This window comes from Pseudomonas sp. GCM10022186 (genome assembly GCF_042656385.1).
GTDB lineage: Bacteria > Pseudomonadota > Gammaproteobacteria > Pseudomonadales > Pseudomonadaceae > Metapseudomonas.
In genome coordinates this window covers 170,152-183,520 of sequence record NZ_JBHSOU010000064.1, presented here as the reverse complement: position 1 = coordinate 183,520, position 13,369 = coordinate 170,152, and the positions used below count along the sequence as shown (strand labels likewise).

The following is a 13,369-nucleotide window of genomic DNA, read 5'->3' as shown; positions in this document are numbered from 1 at the left end:
CATGTGTTAGGCCTGCCGCCAGCGTTCAATCTGAGCCATGATCAAACTCTTCAGTTCAATACTGCTTGGGTTTTGAGAAAACCCTAAACTTGGCTCAGCAATCGTAAATAAACTCTCGAATTCACGAGTGTTACTTGTGATGCTGATAATCAGTCGACTACCAGACTTACCTCACAAGCACCCACACGAATTGCTTGATTCAGTTGTTAAAGAGCGTTTCGATCAAGTCTTTCGTCTCAACCGAGGCCGCGCATTCTACCGCAGCCCTTCTTGCTGTCAAGCTGTTTTTCGAAATTTTCTTTTCTACTCAACCGCTTGCGCTTCCGATCCGATTCACTCTTCTCGTCAGCGGGAGGCGAATTCTACAGCGTTCAAACCCGCTGTCAACACCTCTTTTTCCACCTCATTCGCCAGAAGCAAACACTTCGAAGCAGAACCTTCCGACACCCTCACCAATCACTTAACTCGTTGATTCTCAAGGAGTTTTGTTTGGCGACTGCGCCGGAAGTGGTGCGCATTATAGGGATGCAAAAGCTGCCGTCAACCATTAATTGAAATCTTTTTGTCATCCCGCCCCGGTAGTGCGCACACCCTAGCCTTTCTATATAGAAAGACGCGAACTGCCACCTCTCGAGATAGCCTCCTCATCTGGTCGCGACTAATGGCGGTTTGACACTGGAACTACCACACCACCTGCAGGATCAACCGTACGGAGGCTGGCGCCGCGCAACGCGGTCTGGAGCCAAGGGACACCAGCGCTGCAAGGTTGCACCCAGGGCGGGGAACGCGCGGCGCTAGCTGGCTCCCACCCGATCAGCGAAAAGGAGATCGATATGCTGATTCTCACCCGTCGTGTCGGCGAATCCATCCATATCAGCGACAACGTCACCATCCGGGTCATGGCAGCCACAGGCAACAAGGCCGTTCTGGGCATCACAGCTCCCAAGGCAATTGCGGTGCGCGATTGGGAGAGCTGCGCGCGTCAGCCGACCTGACACTGTTATGCAGGCGAATCGTGGGGTACGCGCGGCCAGACCAGATGCATCCGGGGAAGCGCCCGGCGCCTGCACCCTCCCCTCCATCAGGGCGCCTGCACTTCAGTAGCGCCAACGACGCGGATGTACGTAGCGGCGCGCCTCACCCCAAGTGGATCTCCAGGACTTTATCGCCGGCATCGTCCAGTTCCCCGGTAGAGGCCCAGCCCAGATGGCGATAGAAGCCATAGGAGCGGACGGCGGGCGGTCGAGCAGCCGAGAAAGAGTCGCTTGAATCCTGCCATCTTGAAGTCATCTACCACGAGCTGCTTATTCGGCTCACCATCTACCGATCCACCTATCTGGAGATGGCCGCAGCCTCCGTTATCAGATCAAGCGGCCCGGCCCCTGATGCCAGCGTTGGATCGTTCGTTAGTCGCCCGCCGACGCTTCTGCTCAACCCCGTTTGGTCGGCCATTTCCACCATGCGCCGCCGATGAAAACCAGCGGCAGAAACAGTAGGAAAAGGCGTTCGGAAAATGCCTGTGCCGCCAGGAAAACCACCACGGCAACGATCAGCGCTACAAGAAGCGCCTTGGCATTCGGGCTGCGCATCAGGCTACCCCCTCTTCCGTCCTCCAGGACGAACTCCAGCTCAGCAGACAGAGTACGCCCCCTACTCCGCTCTTACTTGCACTCAGGCTGCTCACAAGACGGGGCCTTGCGTGCATCGCTCGGCGTGCACCCATACCGTGCCTTGAAGCTGCGGGCGAAGTGCGCCTGGCTGGAGTAGCCATGGCGGTAGGCGACTTCGCTTATGTCCAGGCCGCCGGCGTGCGGACTGCTGAGCATGCGGTGGGCCTGCTCCAGGCGCCTGTCGCGGATATAGCGGCTGACCGAACCGCCCTCCAGCGTGAAGAGCCGCGCCAAATGGCGCACCGAAATACCAACCGCCTGGGCCACGCGTTCGCAATCCAATTCCGGGTCGCCCAGGTGCTCGGCAATCATCCGCTTGGCCGCCAGCAGATAGGAAGCGCCGTGGGCGCTGATGCGGTGTTCGCCTGCCTGGCCGGCGATGATGCCAGCGAGCAACTCGAAAGTGCTTTCCTGGAATTGCCCCGCTTCGCCGTAGTGCGGGCGCTCGAAGAAGTCCTGGGTACGATCGGCCAGCGTGCGGATCAGCAGGCGCTGCAGTCGAGTCTCGGCGCCAACCTTGAGCGCGCCGTCGAGCCGGCCAAGACAGCGCTCGACGAACAACTCCTGCGGGATGTCGAAGATGAACTGGCGCATCGAGCCGGAGAAACCGAACAGGTAAGGCCTGTCGGTGCGGTAAATGACCAGTTCGCCCGGCGCCAGCAAGGTGCAGTCATCACCCTGGTAGAAGAACGAGCGGCTCCCCTGCACCAGGGAAACGAACACGGACTCCTTGGGAATGGCGCGAACCATCGAGGAGTCGCGCTCCACCACGTGCTCGTTGCCCTGCACCTGGGCGATGCTTATCCCTTCCAGTTCGAGGTTCGACTGGGATGCCGCCAGGCCGCTGCTGGAGTAGGAGGAACATTTGAGGCCAACGAGACAGGAGGCGTTGTACTGCTCCCAGAAGCTGAGCCGCTGCTCAAGGGGTATGTCGTGGGTACTGGCTCGCCGGGTTTCGAGCAATGCGCATGAAGTCATTTTTATGGTTCTCATGAGATCGCTGCGAATCGATCCCCCGGGTGAGGCTCGGCAGCTCCCGGGGAGCTTCGTCACAAGGAGCGCGACAACCGCTTCCAGCTGCTGGCCCCGGCTGACCGACTTGCAACGCCAGATCATTAACATCTGAACAGTATCCGTCGTCAACCTTGCCCAAGCCTCGATCGGGGCTGTCCGAAAAACGCAAACAACAGGTCCGCCCCGGTCAAACCCGCTGCCGCCGCCATCCCTAGAGTGGGTCTCAGCCACAACAACAAGAGACTCCGACATGCCTGAACCCGCCCGCAGCGAATTCTGGAAGGACCTGCGACCCATCCCCGACTGCTTCAAGCCCGATGCCCAGCCCGAGGTGTACTTGCCCGACGCGGCCTGTGACGACCTGCGCCTCTACGTGCCCTTCACTGAGACGGTGTCATCCCGCCCGCTGTGGATCTCCCCCAGCGAGAACCGCTGGTGCGACATCCTCATGGCCCGCAACGCCGGCCTGGTGAACCGCCACTACCACCCCCATGAGGTGTTCGCCTACACGATTTCCGGAAAGTGGGGCTACCTCGAACATGATTGGACCGCCAGCGCCGGCGACTTCGTCTACGAGACGCCGGGCGAAGGCCACACCCTGGTGGCCTACGAGCACGAGGAGCCGATGCGCGCCTTTTTCATCGTCAAGGGCCCGCTGATCTGGCTCGACGAGCACGGCCAGCCAGACGGCTACTTCGATGTGCACGACTACATCGCCATGTGCCGCGAGCACTACGAAAAGATCGGCCTTGGCGCCGCCCATATCGACACCCTGTTCCGCTGACCTACACCCCGGGCGCCCGTCGCAGTGCCCGGGAGGAGAACGACATGGCGCATAACAATTCCAACGCCAGATACGAGAACGTCCTGCTTGGCGTGCTGTTCCTCACCTTCGGATTCGTGTTCTTCGACCGTCTGGCGCTGTCCTTCCTGTTCCCCTACATGGCGGACGAGCTGCAGCTCAGCAACAGCCACCTGGGCATGCTCTCCTCGGTACTGGCCCTGGCCTGGGCGGTGTCCGGCACCCTGGTAGGTGCCTGGTCGGATCGCACGGGCCGGCGCAAGCCACTGCTGATAGTCGCGGTGATCCTCTTCTCTCTGTGCTCGGCCCTGTCCGGGCTGGTGGGTGGCTTCCTCAGCCTGCTGCTGTTCCGCGCCGTCATGGGTCTGGCCGAAGGGCCGATCCTGCCACTCTCGCAGTCTCTGATGGTGGAAGCCTCCTCGCCCTACAGGCGCGGCCTGAACATGGGCCTGGCGCAGGGATCGGCCGCCGGCCTGCTCGGCGCGGTAGTTGGCCCACCGGTGATCATTGCCCTGGCCGAAGCTTTCGGCTGGCGTCACGCCTTCATCATTTCGCTGGTGCCCGGCCTGGTGATCGCCTGGTTGATCTGGAGATATGTACGCAGCGATGACCGCTCGCAGAAGGTGACTGTCCGCGATCCTGGTGCGAACGCGGTCAAGGGCAGCCGCCTGGCGCTGCTGAAAAGCCGCAATATCCTGCTCTGCACCCTGATCAGCTGCGCCTTCGTCAGCTGGTTCATCGTGCTGATCTCCTTCACCCCGACCTTTCTCGTCACCCAGCGCGGCTACAGCCCCGCGAGCATGGCCGGGATCATGAGCTGTCTGGGCCTGGCCTGGGTATTCTGGGGTTTCGCGGTGGCGGCGATCTCCGACCGGATCGGCCACCGGCCGACCCTGGTGCTGTTCTCCCTGATCGCTGCCTTCTGCCCCCTGGCGCTGCTCTACGCGCCGACACCCACCAGCCTCGGCGCGCTGTTGCTGCTGACTTACACCGGGCTCGGCTGCTTCACCCTGTTCATGGCCACCATCCCGGCGGAGACGGTCCCCCGCACCGTCATCGCCACTGCGCTGGGCATGATCATGGGCATCGGCGAACTGGTCGGCGGCTTCGTCGCCCCCACCATCGCCGGCTTCGCCGCCGACCGCTATGGCCTCTCCATCGTCATGTGGATGTCCTGCAGCGGTGCACTGCTGGCAGCCCTCTTCTCGCTTTTCCTCCAGGAAACCGCACCTGCCGTGCTCGCCCGCAAGGCCGGCCGGGCCACGTCCTCTGCCGTTCGACTGCAAGGAAACTCCTGATGAAAGCTCTACGCTGGCATGGCACCCGCGACCTGCGCCTCACCGAACTGGAGGCGACCGCCCCCAGGCCCGGCGAAGTGGAAGTCCGTGTGGCCTACTGCGGCATCTGCGGCAGCGACCTGCACGAGTACCAGAGCGGACCACACTCGATCCCGACCCACGAAGCTCACCCGATTTCCGGTTGCCGCGCCCCACTCACCCTCGGCCACGAATTCAGCGGCGTGGTCAGCATACTGGGCGACGGCGTGGAAGGCGTCGAGGTCGGCGACCGGGTGGCAGTGGAGCCCATTTACCGCTGCGGCGGCTGTCGCTACTGCCAGCATGGCCAGTACAACCTCTGCACCACCATGGGCTTTATCGGCCTGATGGGTGACGGCGGCTTCGCTGAACGGGCCCGGGTGCCGGCCTACATGCTGCACCGCCTGCCGGACTCGGTAAGCCTGCGCCAGGCAGCCCTGCTGGAGCCTGCCGCCGTGGCCCAGCATGCGCTGCGCCAAAGCAGCCTCAAGCCGGGCGACAGCTGCGCAGTGTTCGGCCTGGGCCCTATCGGGCTACTGCTGATCATGCTTGCGCGGTTGCGCGGCATCGAGCGGATCACCGCCGTGGACATTGCCCCCGAACGCTTGCGCCTGGCCCATGAGTTCGGCGCCAGCGAAGTGCTGGATGCCCGCGAAGGCGACATCACACAACGCCTGCAAGCACAAGGCGGCATCGATTGCGCGTTCGAGGCGGCAGGAAGCCAGGCCAGCCTGAATGCGGCGCTGCACAGTCTGCGCAAGGGCGGCGAAGCCGTGCTGGTGGGGCTGATGGGCGAAGCGCGCTTCGACGCCTTCCACCTGGTCAACAACGAACTGCGCCTGATCAGCAGCGTCGGCTATCACGACGTCTACCCCGAGCTGATCGAACTGCTGGCCAGCGGCAAGCTCGACCTCCGCCGCGCGATCACCCGCTGCGTGCCACTGGAACAGGCCGTCAGCGACGGCTTCGAGGCGCTGCTGGGCGACAAGGCGCAGATCAAGGTACTGGTCAATCCCAATCCTGACCTCGCCCAGGCCTGAACCAGCCACCCACCGCTGCCGGAGCCTCCAGCCCCGGACGGCCTCCTGCTGGCCGCAATCACTACAACAAGAAAGGACGCTCACCATGATCCGCAAATACCCACTGACCACCCTGCTTCTGGGCCTAGCCCTATTGCCGCTGCCAGGTATCGCTGAAGAGTCGTCCGGTCCTCTTGCGGAGCTCGGCGCACAACTTGCCGAACACGGGATCAAGACCCACGCCACCTTTCTCAGCCTGGCATTGAAGAACCTCGACACCGGCCCACGCCCGCACAGCTTCGGCAATAGCGGCGACCTCTTCCTTGGCGCCGACCTGGACCTGGAGAAAATGTCTGGCCTCGAAGGCACCTCCCTGCATATTGAAGAAACCCTGTTCATCCTCGACCGCAACACGGGGCAGCCCACGTCACGCGCCTGGCAAGGCGCCGTCGGCAGCTACTTTGGTGGCGCGCCGATCCACAACGACATCGGCGCCAGCCAGCTGAGCCTGCTGACCTGGCAACAACAATGGCTCGATCGCCGCCTGGACACGCACCTGGGGCGCACCAACGCCCGCCACTACTTCCTCATCTACAACTGCGAGAGCCAGTTCACCTGCAACGACCCGGTGATCGATGCCTCCACCGGCGTCCTGCCGCCGCCCTATGGCACCTGGGGCGGCTACTTCAAGTACGGCATGACGCCCACCACCTACCTGCACGCTGGCACCTTCGAATCAAACCCCGTGGACTACCTGAAAAAACGCCACGGCCTCGACTTCAGCACCACCGACGCCAGCGGCACCAGCCTGCTCTTCGGTGTGGGCCGGCGCGCGGGCCGCGAACAGAATCCGTACAGTTCCCACTACGAACTCAACGGCTACCACAACACCGCACGGCAGACCGACCCGCTCACAGGTACCAGTGAGCACGGCACCAGCGGTGCCTTCTTCAAGTTCCAGCAGACCCTCTGGCGCGCCGATCAGGGCCTGGGGGACGCGCCACAAGCCATGCAACTCTTCGGCTCGCTCTCGGCGGCCGCCGACGACAAGCAGCCCTTTCGCCACTTCGCCGAAGCGGGCATCACATTCTTCGCCCCCTTCGACCGCCCCCGCGACAAGCTCAACCTCAAGGCCAGCCATCTGCGCCTCAACTCCCACCAACTGGAGTTCCAGCGCCAGAGCCGCATCGCCGCCGGTGGCGACCCACGCCTGGGCGCCCGCGATGTGTATGCACTGGAAACCAACGCCCACTTCGCCCTTACCCACCACCTCGCCCTGGAGCCCAGCGTCCAGTACATCTTCAACCCGGACAACTACTACAACCCCGGCGCCACGGCGATCAGCGGCGACGGTTTCGTAGTCGGGCTGCAGGTAACTCTGGACGTGGGATCGCTGCTAGGCCTCTGACCTCACAAGGAGCCATTCCATGACCACTCGCACTCAGCGCTTCGACTACATCATCGTCGGCGCCGGTTCGGCCGGCTGCGTTCTCGCCAATCGGTTGTCCGCCAATCCGGACATCTCCGTCTGCCTGATCGAGGCCGGCCCCAGCGACCGAAATCTGTTCCCCGGCAGCTACATCCGCACCCCGGCCGGCATCATTCGCCTGATCGCCAACCCCAAATGGAACTGGATGCACCGTTTCAGCCGTGCGGCCGACAGCGGCGAACCGGACATTCCCTGCCCACGGGGGCGAGTCTGGGGCGGCTCCAGCGCCATCAACGGAATGATCTACATCCGCGGCAGCCGCCACGACTACGACCACTGGGCCGCCCTGGGCAACCGCGGCTGGAGCTACGAGGAGGTGCTGCCCTACTTCCGCCGCTCCGAGCACTTCGAGCCCGGCGAGTCGCCATGGCACGGCCGTGGCGGTGAACTCAACGTCGCTGAGCTGCGCAGTCCCAGCCCGGTCAACCATGTCTTCTACCAGGCCGCCGATGAACTGGGCTGGCACTACAACGCGGATTTCAACGGCACCGACCAGGAAGGCATCGGCCCCTTCCACGTCACCCAGGTCAATGGCGAACGCTGCAGCGCCGCGCGGGCCTTTCTCCATCCCATCCTCGACCGGCCCACCCTCTGCGTATTGAGCAACACCCTGACCCACCGCGTACTGCTGGAAGGCCAGCGCGCAGTGGGCGTGGAAGTCAGCCAGGGCGGCGAGGTACTGCGCCTGCATGCCGAGCGCGAAGTGATCCTCAGCGCAGGCAGCATCAACTCGCCGCAACTGCTGATGCTCTCCGGCATAGGCCCAGCCAGCGAACTGGCCCACAACGGCATCGCCCTGCATCACGACCTGCCCGGCGTCGGCCAGAACCTGCAGGACCACCAGGACGTGGTGCTGATGTACCGAAGCGAAGCCAAACTTGGTTACGGCCTCTCCCCCAAGGGCCTCTGGCCGTTGGCACGCTCGCCCTTGCAATACTGCTTCGGCCGGCGCGGCCCGCTGACCTCCAACACCGTGGAAGCCGGCGGCTTCCTGCGCCTGGCGCCCGATGCCCCCACCCCCGAGCTCGGACTGATCGTCGCCCCCGCCCTGAAAAACCAGGCCCAACGACTGATCCCCTTTGGCCACGGCGTCAGCCTGCACGTGGCGGTGATGCACCCGCAGAGCCGTGGCGAAATCCGCCTCAACTCACCGGACCCGCGCGACAAGCCGCAGCTGCACCCCAACTTCCTCAGCCACCCGGAAGACCTGCGCAAACTGGTGGAAGGCGTGCGCCTGGTGCGACGACTGGCCAGCACCGCTGCCTTCCGCCGACGCCTGAAGGGCGAATTGGTACCAGGAGCACAAGTAAGCAGCCAGGCGCAGATCGAACAATGGATTCGCCACAACCTCGGCACCGTCTACCACCCGGTAGGCACCTGCAAGATGGGCCACGACCCGCTGGCGGTGGTGGATGACCAACTGCGGGTTCATGGCATCGACGGGCTGAGGGTGGCGGATGCGTCGATCATGCCGACGCTGATCACCGGCAATACCAATGCGCCAGCGATCATGATCGGGGAGAAGGCCAGTGACATGATTCTTGAGAAAACGCATGTTCGCGCCGAGAGTGCAGAAGAAAAAGTGATGGCAATGGAGTCGGCGTAACTGGCTGATGAGCCGATTAGCCGGCATAATCGGCTCATCATATGAGCCGAATAAATGAGTTATTCGGCTCACCGCCAGTTGAGACGACCATGCAAGACGCATTCTGGATCTGGCAGCAACCCGACTGGCCAGGCTTTCGCTGGGATACCGAGCGTGTGGCACCTTTGCTGCGCGCTTGCTCCCAAGCGCAGGGCCGCCTGATCGGCATGACCGTCGCGGTGGACGCCGATACCGAAGCCCAGAACAGCCTGGACGCCCTGCTGCAGAACATCGTGACCTCTTCGGCGATCGAGGGCGAACAGCTCAATGTCGGCTCCGTACGCTCTTCCCTCGCCCGTCGCCTCGGCCTGGTCGCTGAAGGCCGCCCCAGTGCACGCAGCGAAGGGCTCGCCGAACTACAGCTCGATGCCACCCGCAACCTTGACCAGTCGCTCAGCATGGAACGCCTCTTCGCCTGGCATCGCTGGCTGTTTCCCGTCGAGGAGGCGGCGCTAGTGAATCGCATCCACGTGGGGCAGTTGCGTGGCGAAGAGCCGATGCAGGTGGTATCGGGCCGACTCGATCGGCCCACCGTGCACTTCGAAGCGCCACCACGGGAAGGGCTGGAACAGCAACTCGCCGCTTTTCTGCAATGGTTCAACGCCTACCACCAGGATGTCAGTTTCGATCCGCTGCTACGGGCCGGAATCGCCCATTTCTGGTTCGTCACCCTGCACCCCTTCGACGATGGCAATGGCCGGCTGGCCCGCGCCATCACGGACCTCGCGCTCGCCCAGGGCGACCGGCAGTCCATTCGCTTCCACGCCATGTCCGCCAGCATCCTCAAGGACCGCGCAGGCTATTACCGCATCCTGGAAAGCAGTCAGAAAAGCGGACTGGACATCACTGCCTGGCTCGAATGGTTCCTGCAGACCCTGCTGCGCAGCCTGGAACAGGCCTCGATTCATATCGACCGTGTCTTGGCCAAGACGCGCTTCTGGCAATGCCATCGGGAAAGCCAGCTGTCAGCGGAGCAGATCAAGGTACTCAACCGTTTGCTCGATGGTGGCGAGCGCGGTTTCGAAGAGGGTATCAGCGCCGCTCAATACCAGGCGGTGGCCCAGGTCTCCAAAGCCACTGCTACCCGACACCTGGGCGACCTGCTTGCCAAGGGCTGCCTGACGCGCATGCCTGGAGGTGGTCGTAGTACCCGTTATCAGATCAACTGGCCGGTGCGCCCCGATTAATGAGAAGTGCCCTCAGAGCACCCGGCATCTGCCAACGCGGATTGCTTGTGCGGAACATCGGCCGGACTCATGAGCAGGCCCTGGAGCATGGAATGGAGATTTCCCCAGCCCTTTGGCAACGCCTGAACCAACTGGCCGAAGCGGTACTGGTGGAGAACTCCGAGCGCTCGCGCAGCGGTGCCGGCGGGCGCTGACCGCGATAGAGAGTGACGTCAGGGCAACGATCAGATAGCCGCAGGACTTCGCGGCGATTCGAACGGGCATCAAGCCTGCGTTCAGGCCTTCACGATACCGGTAACGGTAATGCCGTACTGGCGCAACAACAGTACCGCCGGCTCGTTGCTGAGCTTGTCCTGGCTGTCACCGAATTCGCCTTTTTTCAGATGGCCGCGAGCCCAGTGCAGCAGATGCCGCACCACCTCCTCCATGCTCGGTTTGTGATCGGCCTTCATGTCCAGCGCGTTGGTGTTGTTGTTCTTGCAGTAGTGGATGGTCCAATTAGCCATACTCATCTCCACTGACAATTGATCCTGAAACGCTTGAAGCGGGAAAAACCTGTCGTTCGCCTGACACCGGCCGTCCCACGCTGGCCGGAACGGCTTTCGAACTCCCGCGCCTTCATGATCTCGCTGGCGCGAGCCTCATTTGTTCAATGGACCCGCCCAACCCGAATTCCATTCCAACTTTTTTGGCTTGCTGCCAACGCAAATTACGACTCAAGTTGTCTGGCTGGAGCGACGGAGCTGATCAGGTAAGGTGCGCCGTGCGCACCAAGGGTTGAGCGAGGCGCAGCGGCTGACCCCGCGATCGGTGCGCATGGCGCACCCTACGGTTGGGCAAGTGCAGGAGTTTCGCCCCAGGGGCGTGCCCGTTCGCAGAGCAAGCTGCATCCACCGCTGGGCGACTACAATTGCTCCTGCGCAGTGCGCTACGGCTTTCCTGAGTGGCGTCCAGCGCTCAACCTCGCTCAGGAGATCAGTTGATGTCTGCCCTCATTGCCCAGCTCGATACGCTTTGGTCCCCGCGCCTGCTCAGTGTGCTACGGATCATCACGGCCTTCCTGTTCCTCCAGCATGGCACCGCCAAGTTGTTCGGATTCCCGCATGTCGCGTTTTTCGATGAGTTGAGCCTGTTTTCCCTGATCGGCTTCGCGGGACTGCTGGAGGTGGTCGGCGGACTGCTGTTGCTGCTCGGCCTATTCACGCGCCCGGTGGCCTTTATCCTGTCCGGCGAAATGGCTTTTGCCTATTTCATCGGACATGCCCCCAAGGGGGTGATCCCACTGCTGAATGGCGGTGAGCCGGCGATCCTGTTCTGCTTCATATTTCTGTACCTGGCTGCCGCCGGTGGTGGCGCCTGGAGCCTTGACCGTCGGCAGTGACGAGGCAACCCAGGCTGCGATTGGGCTTGGGTAGATCCTGCCAAACGTCGGAGAGCTGGGGGCCGGATGCAATCCGGGCCGGGCCTGGTATCAGCGACGCCCTGAACGTCATCAGGGCGATGACGCCGGTAGAAAACTGAGAGACCGCTGGCTTCAGCGGCCTCAGAAATCAGGCGTAGAAGGCTTTGCCAAGGCAAGGCGGGGTGGCGCTCAGTACCGCCAGGCCTTTCTCCGTCAGGGTCACGCCGTCGAAGCAGGTGTAGTACTCCTGGTTGATCCGGATGTAGCCCTCGGCAGCCAGCCAGCGCACGCTGTAAGCGAACAGGAATTCCTCGCTGCTCGGTTTGTGCTCTGCGCTTTCGGACAAGCCACTGCATTCGACGGGTTCGTTCGCGGCGACCTCGTAGCCCGCCACTGAGGCATCGAGACGCACAGGAACCGGGAAACTCTCCAGCAGGCGGCCAAAGACCGCGCGGACAACATCTTCGAACTCTTTGGATTGCTTGATGACCATGCCTGCACCCTCCAAGTGGTGATTACCGGGTATCGGGTAATATCCGATCATACCCCGCCATGCGTGACCAAGCGCAACGCCCCCATAGCGCCCCCGGTCGGAGAAGTCGACCTGGAGGGCTGCCAGACCCGGCGAACCCCGGTACCACCTCACCGCCTCTCTGCATTTCCAGTCTCCGGCGGCGGCAGTGCCACCTCGGTGAGGGGATACGGCATCACCGTATTGGGGTAGGCCTTGCGCAGCCGGTCGACCAGCTCGACCTGCTGCCGGCCCTGGAGGCGAATCAGCTGCGGAGTCTCCGGGTCGTTGCCGAAAAAATCTTCCCAGTGGCCGACCAGCAGCAGCCGTGGCTCGAGGACCTTCAGCAAGGCATCCGGGTATTGCGCCACCTGGTCGGTGGAAGCAGCGCAGATGATCGCCACATCCACGCCCTTGCCATCCTGCAGGATCGGCGGAAAGCCATAGGGCGGGTTGCTCGCCGAATCCTGGTAGTGAATGCGATATACCGGCTCGCCCTGGTCATCCAGCAGGTCCACCAGCCAGGCCAGGGTCGTGCCCTCGCGCCAGGCACGCACGTAGGTCGGTAGCGAATCCAGGTCCCTGCCGTAGCGGCCCGGCAGCAGGTCGATACCGGCGATGTGCGGCGCGTGCTGGCTCTCGATGGCCATGAAACGAAAGTGACCGGCCCGCTCCCACTTCTGTTCGGGATTCACCTGCGGGCAGGCGCGGCCGCCGCACATGACGGGAACCATCTTCGGCTCCATGTTCACGAACCTGGGCGGCGGCTTGGCGCCCGCCAGGATGTGGCCGGCGGTGGCGGAGCCGTAGGCCACCGCCTTCGGCGCATATTTCTGCAGGATCAAGGGGACATCGAGCAGATGGTCGTAGTGGGCGTGGCCGATCAGCAGTACCGTCGCGTCGGGCACATGAGGCATGTAGCGGTCGATCCGCTCGGGGTCGGCCGATACGAAGACAGGCGGAAAGGCCGGATTGCTGAAAGACGGCGCGAACAACAGCGCCTCACCCTTCCAGTGCAACAGCCAGCCGCCCACACCGAGATAGGTGATCTTCGGCTCCGCCAGCCCGACCGACCAAGTCGTAGGCTCAGTCCCGGTGAGATCCTTGGCGCAGCCCGCCAGGCACAGCAACACAACCAGTACGACGACACGCATGAACACCCCCTCCCTTGAGTCCGGAGAAGGCTAGCGCATCAATCCGTGGTTTATCGCCCAGCCAAAGGTCGGTGTTCCCGGGACCAGTGGAGATGCCTAGGCTAATGCGGGAAGCGTTCCGCCAGAGCGAAGTGAAACCCCGAGGCACGCGCAGCGCTAG

At 63.0% G+C, this 13,369-nt stretch carries 13 protein-coding genes; 8 read left to right on the top strand and 5 right to left on the bottom strand.

The features are described 5' to 3' along the window. Positions 1-833 precede the first annotated feature (833 nt). On the top strand, positions 834-995 hold the full coding sequence (locus tag ACFPU0_RS23215; protein WP_377695644.1) for a carbon storage regulator: 162 nt from the start codon (positions 834-836) through the stop codon (positions 993-995). Positions 996-1,430: 435 nt separating this feature from the next. On the opposite strand, the gene ACFPU0_RS23210 is transcribed toward ACFPU0_RS23215, so the two are convergent. Both ACFPU0_RS23210 and ACFPU0_RS23205 read right to left on the bottom strand, forming a co-directional pair. Next, positions 1,431-1,589: a hypothetical protein gene (locus ACFPU0_RS23210; RefSeq protein ID WP_377695643.1), complete on the bottom strand. Its 159-nt coding sequence runs from the start codon at positions 1,587-1,589 to the stop codon at positions 1,431-1,433. A 72-nt stretch (positions 1,590-1,661) separates the two neighbouring features. Further along, positions 1,662-2,648: a helix-turn-helix domain-containing protein gene (locus ACFPU0_RS23205; RefSeq protein ID WP_377695642.1), complete on the bottom strand. Its 987-nt coding sequence runs from the start codon at positions 2,646-2,648 to the stop codon at positions 1,662-1,664. A gap of 286 nt (positions 2,649-2,934) precedes the next feature. Between ACFPU0_RS23205 and ACFPU0_RS23200 the strand changes: the two genes are divergently transcribed. From ACFPU0_RS23200 to ACFPU0_RS23175, 6 genes are all read left to right on the top strand, one after another. Further along, complete coding sequence (locus tag ACFPU0_RS23200) at positions 2,935-3,468, top strand: 2,4'-dihydroxyacetophenone dioxygenase family protein (RefSeq protein WP_377695641.1); 534 nt, start codon at positions 2,935-2,937, stop codon at positions 3,466-3,468. A 44-nt stretch (positions 3,469-3,512) separates the two neighbouring features. Further along, the gene (locus tag ACFPU0_RS23195) at positions 3,513-4,784 is read left to right on the top strand and encodes an MFS transporter (RefSeq protein WP_377695640.1); all 1,272 of its coding nucleotides are present in this window, start codon (positions 3,513-3,515) and stop codon (positions 4,782-4,784) included. Next, positions 4,784-5,842, top strand: a complete 1,059-nt coding sequence (locus ACFPU0_RS23190; protein WP_377695639.1) for a 2,3-butanediol dehydrogenase — start codon at positions 4,784-4,786, stop codon at positions 5,840-5,842. The genes ACFPU0_RS23195 and ACFPU0_RS23190 overlap by 1 nt, the downstream gene beginning before the upstream one ends. Before the next feature lie 85 nt (positions 5,843-5,927). Beyond that, positions 5,928-7,229 carry a carbohydrate porin gene (locus tag ACFPU0_RS23185; RefSeq protein WP_377695637.1) on the top strand — a complete coding sequence of 434 codons (1,302 nt, stop codon included), beginning with the start codon at positions 5,928-5,930 and terminating at the stop codon, positions 7,227-7,229. Positions 7,230-7,248: 19 nt separating this feature from the next. Beyond that, the gene (locus ACFPU0_RS23180) at positions 7,249-8,916 is read left to right on the top strand and encodes a GMC family oxidoreductase (protein ID WP_377695636.1); all 1,668 of its coding nucleotides are present in this window, start codon (positions 7,249-7,251) and stop codon (positions 8,914-8,916) included. Positions 8,917-9,005: 89 nt separating this feature from the next. Continuing rightward, the gene (locus tag ACFPU0_RS23175) at positions 9,006-10,142 is read left to right on the top strand and encodes a Fic family protein (RefSeq protein WP_377695635.1); all 1,137 of its coding nucleotides are present in this window, start codon (positions 9,006-9,008) and stop codon (positions 10,140-10,142) included. A 275-nt stretch (positions 10,143-10,417) separates the two neighbouring features. Here ACFPU0_RS23175 and ACFPU0_RS23170 read toward each other — a convergent pair whose 3' ends face one another. After that, positions 10,418-10,648, bottom strand: a complete 231-nt coding sequence (locus ACFPU0_RS23170) for a hypothetical protein (RefSeq protein ID WP_377695634.1) — start codon at positions 10,646-10,648, stop codon at positions 10,418-10,420. Positions 10,649-11,124: 476 nt separating this feature from the next. Between ACFPU0_RS23170 and ACFPU0_RS23165 the strand changes: the two genes are divergently transcribed. Further along, complete coding sequence (locus tag ACFPU0_RS23165) at positions 11,125-11,523, top strand: DoxX family protein (protein ID WP_377695633.1); 399 nt, start codon at positions 11,125-11,127, stop codon at positions 11,521-11,523. Positions 11,524-11,692: 169 nt separating this feature from the next. On the opposite strand, the gene ACFPU0_RS23160 is transcribed toward ACFPU0_RS23165, so the two are convergent. Further along, the gene (locus ACFPU0_RS23160; protein ID WP_377695632.1) at positions 11,693-12,037 is read right to left on the bottom strand and encodes a hypothetical protein; all 345 of its coding nucleotides are present in this window, start codon (positions 12,035-12,037) and stop codon (positions 11,693-11,695) included. Between the two features lie 149 nt (positions 12,038-12,186). Next, the gene (locus tag ACFPU0_RS23155) at positions 12,187-13,209 is read right to left on the bottom strand and encodes an MBL fold metallo-hydrolase (RefSeq protein WP_377695631.1); all 1,023 of its coding nucleotides are present in this window, start codon (positions 13,207-13,209) and stop codon (positions 12,187-12,189) included. Between the last annotated feature and the right edge of the window lie 160 nt (positions 13,210-13,369).

Excerpts from the sequence above, each read along its gene's own strand:
- ACFPU0_RS23205 (WP_377695642.1), bottom strand. The coding sequence starts at position 2,648 with ATGACTTCATGCGCATTGCTCGAAACCCGGCGAGCCAGTACCCACGAC.
- ACFPU0_RS23155 (WP_377695631.1), bottom strand. The coding sequence starts at position 13,209 with ATGCGTGTCGTCGTACTGGTTGTGTTGCTGTGCCTGGCGGGCTGCGCC.
- ACFPU0_RS23160 (WP_377695632.1), bottom strand. The coding sequence starts at position 12,037 with ATGGTCATCAAGCAATCCAAAGAGTTCGAAGATGTTGTCCGCGCGGTC.
- ACFPU0_RS23185 (WP_377695637.1), top strand. The coding sequence starts at position 5,928 with ATGATCCGCAAATACCCACTGACCACCCTGCTTCTGGGCCTAGCCCTA.
- ACFPU0_RS23195 (WP_377695640.1), top strand. The coding sequence starts at position 3,513 with ATGGCGCATAACAATTCCAACGCCAGATACGAGAACGTCCTGCTTGGC.
- ACFPU0_RS23170 (WP_377695634.1), bottom strand. The coding sequence starts at position 10,648 with ATGGCTAATTGGACCATCCACTACTGCAAGAACAACAACACCAACGCG.
- ACFPU0_RS23215 (WP_377695644.1), top strand. The coding sequence starts at position 834 with ATGCTGATTCTCACCCGTCGTGTCGGCGAATCCATCCATATCAGCGAC.
- ACFPU0_RS23180 (WP_377695636.1), top strand. The coding sequence starts at position 7,249 with ATGACCACTCGCACTCAGCGCTTCGACTACATCATCGTCGGCGCCGGT.
- ACFPU0_RS23190 (WP_377695639.1), top strand. The coding sequence starts at position 4,784 with ATGAAAGCTCTACGCTGGCATGGCACCCGCGACCTGCGCCTCACCGAA.
- ACFPU0_RS23210 (WP_377695643.1), bottom strand. The coding sequence starts at position 1,589 with ATGCGCAGCCCGAATGCCAAGGCGCTTCTTGTAGCGCTGATCGTTGCC.
- ACFPU0_RS23200 (WP_377695641.1), top strand. The coding sequence starts at position 2,935 with ATGCCTGAACCCGCCCGCAGCGAATTCTGGAAGGACCTGCGACCCATC.
- ACFPU0_RS23165 (WP_377695633.1), top strand. The coding sequence starts at position 11,125 with ATGTCTGCCCTCATTGCCCAGCTCGATACGCTTTGGTCCCCGCGCCTG.
- ACFPU0_RS23175 (WP_377695635.1), top strand. The coding sequence starts at position 9,006 with ATGCAAGACGCATTCTGGATCTGGCAGCAACCCGACTGGCCAGGCTTT.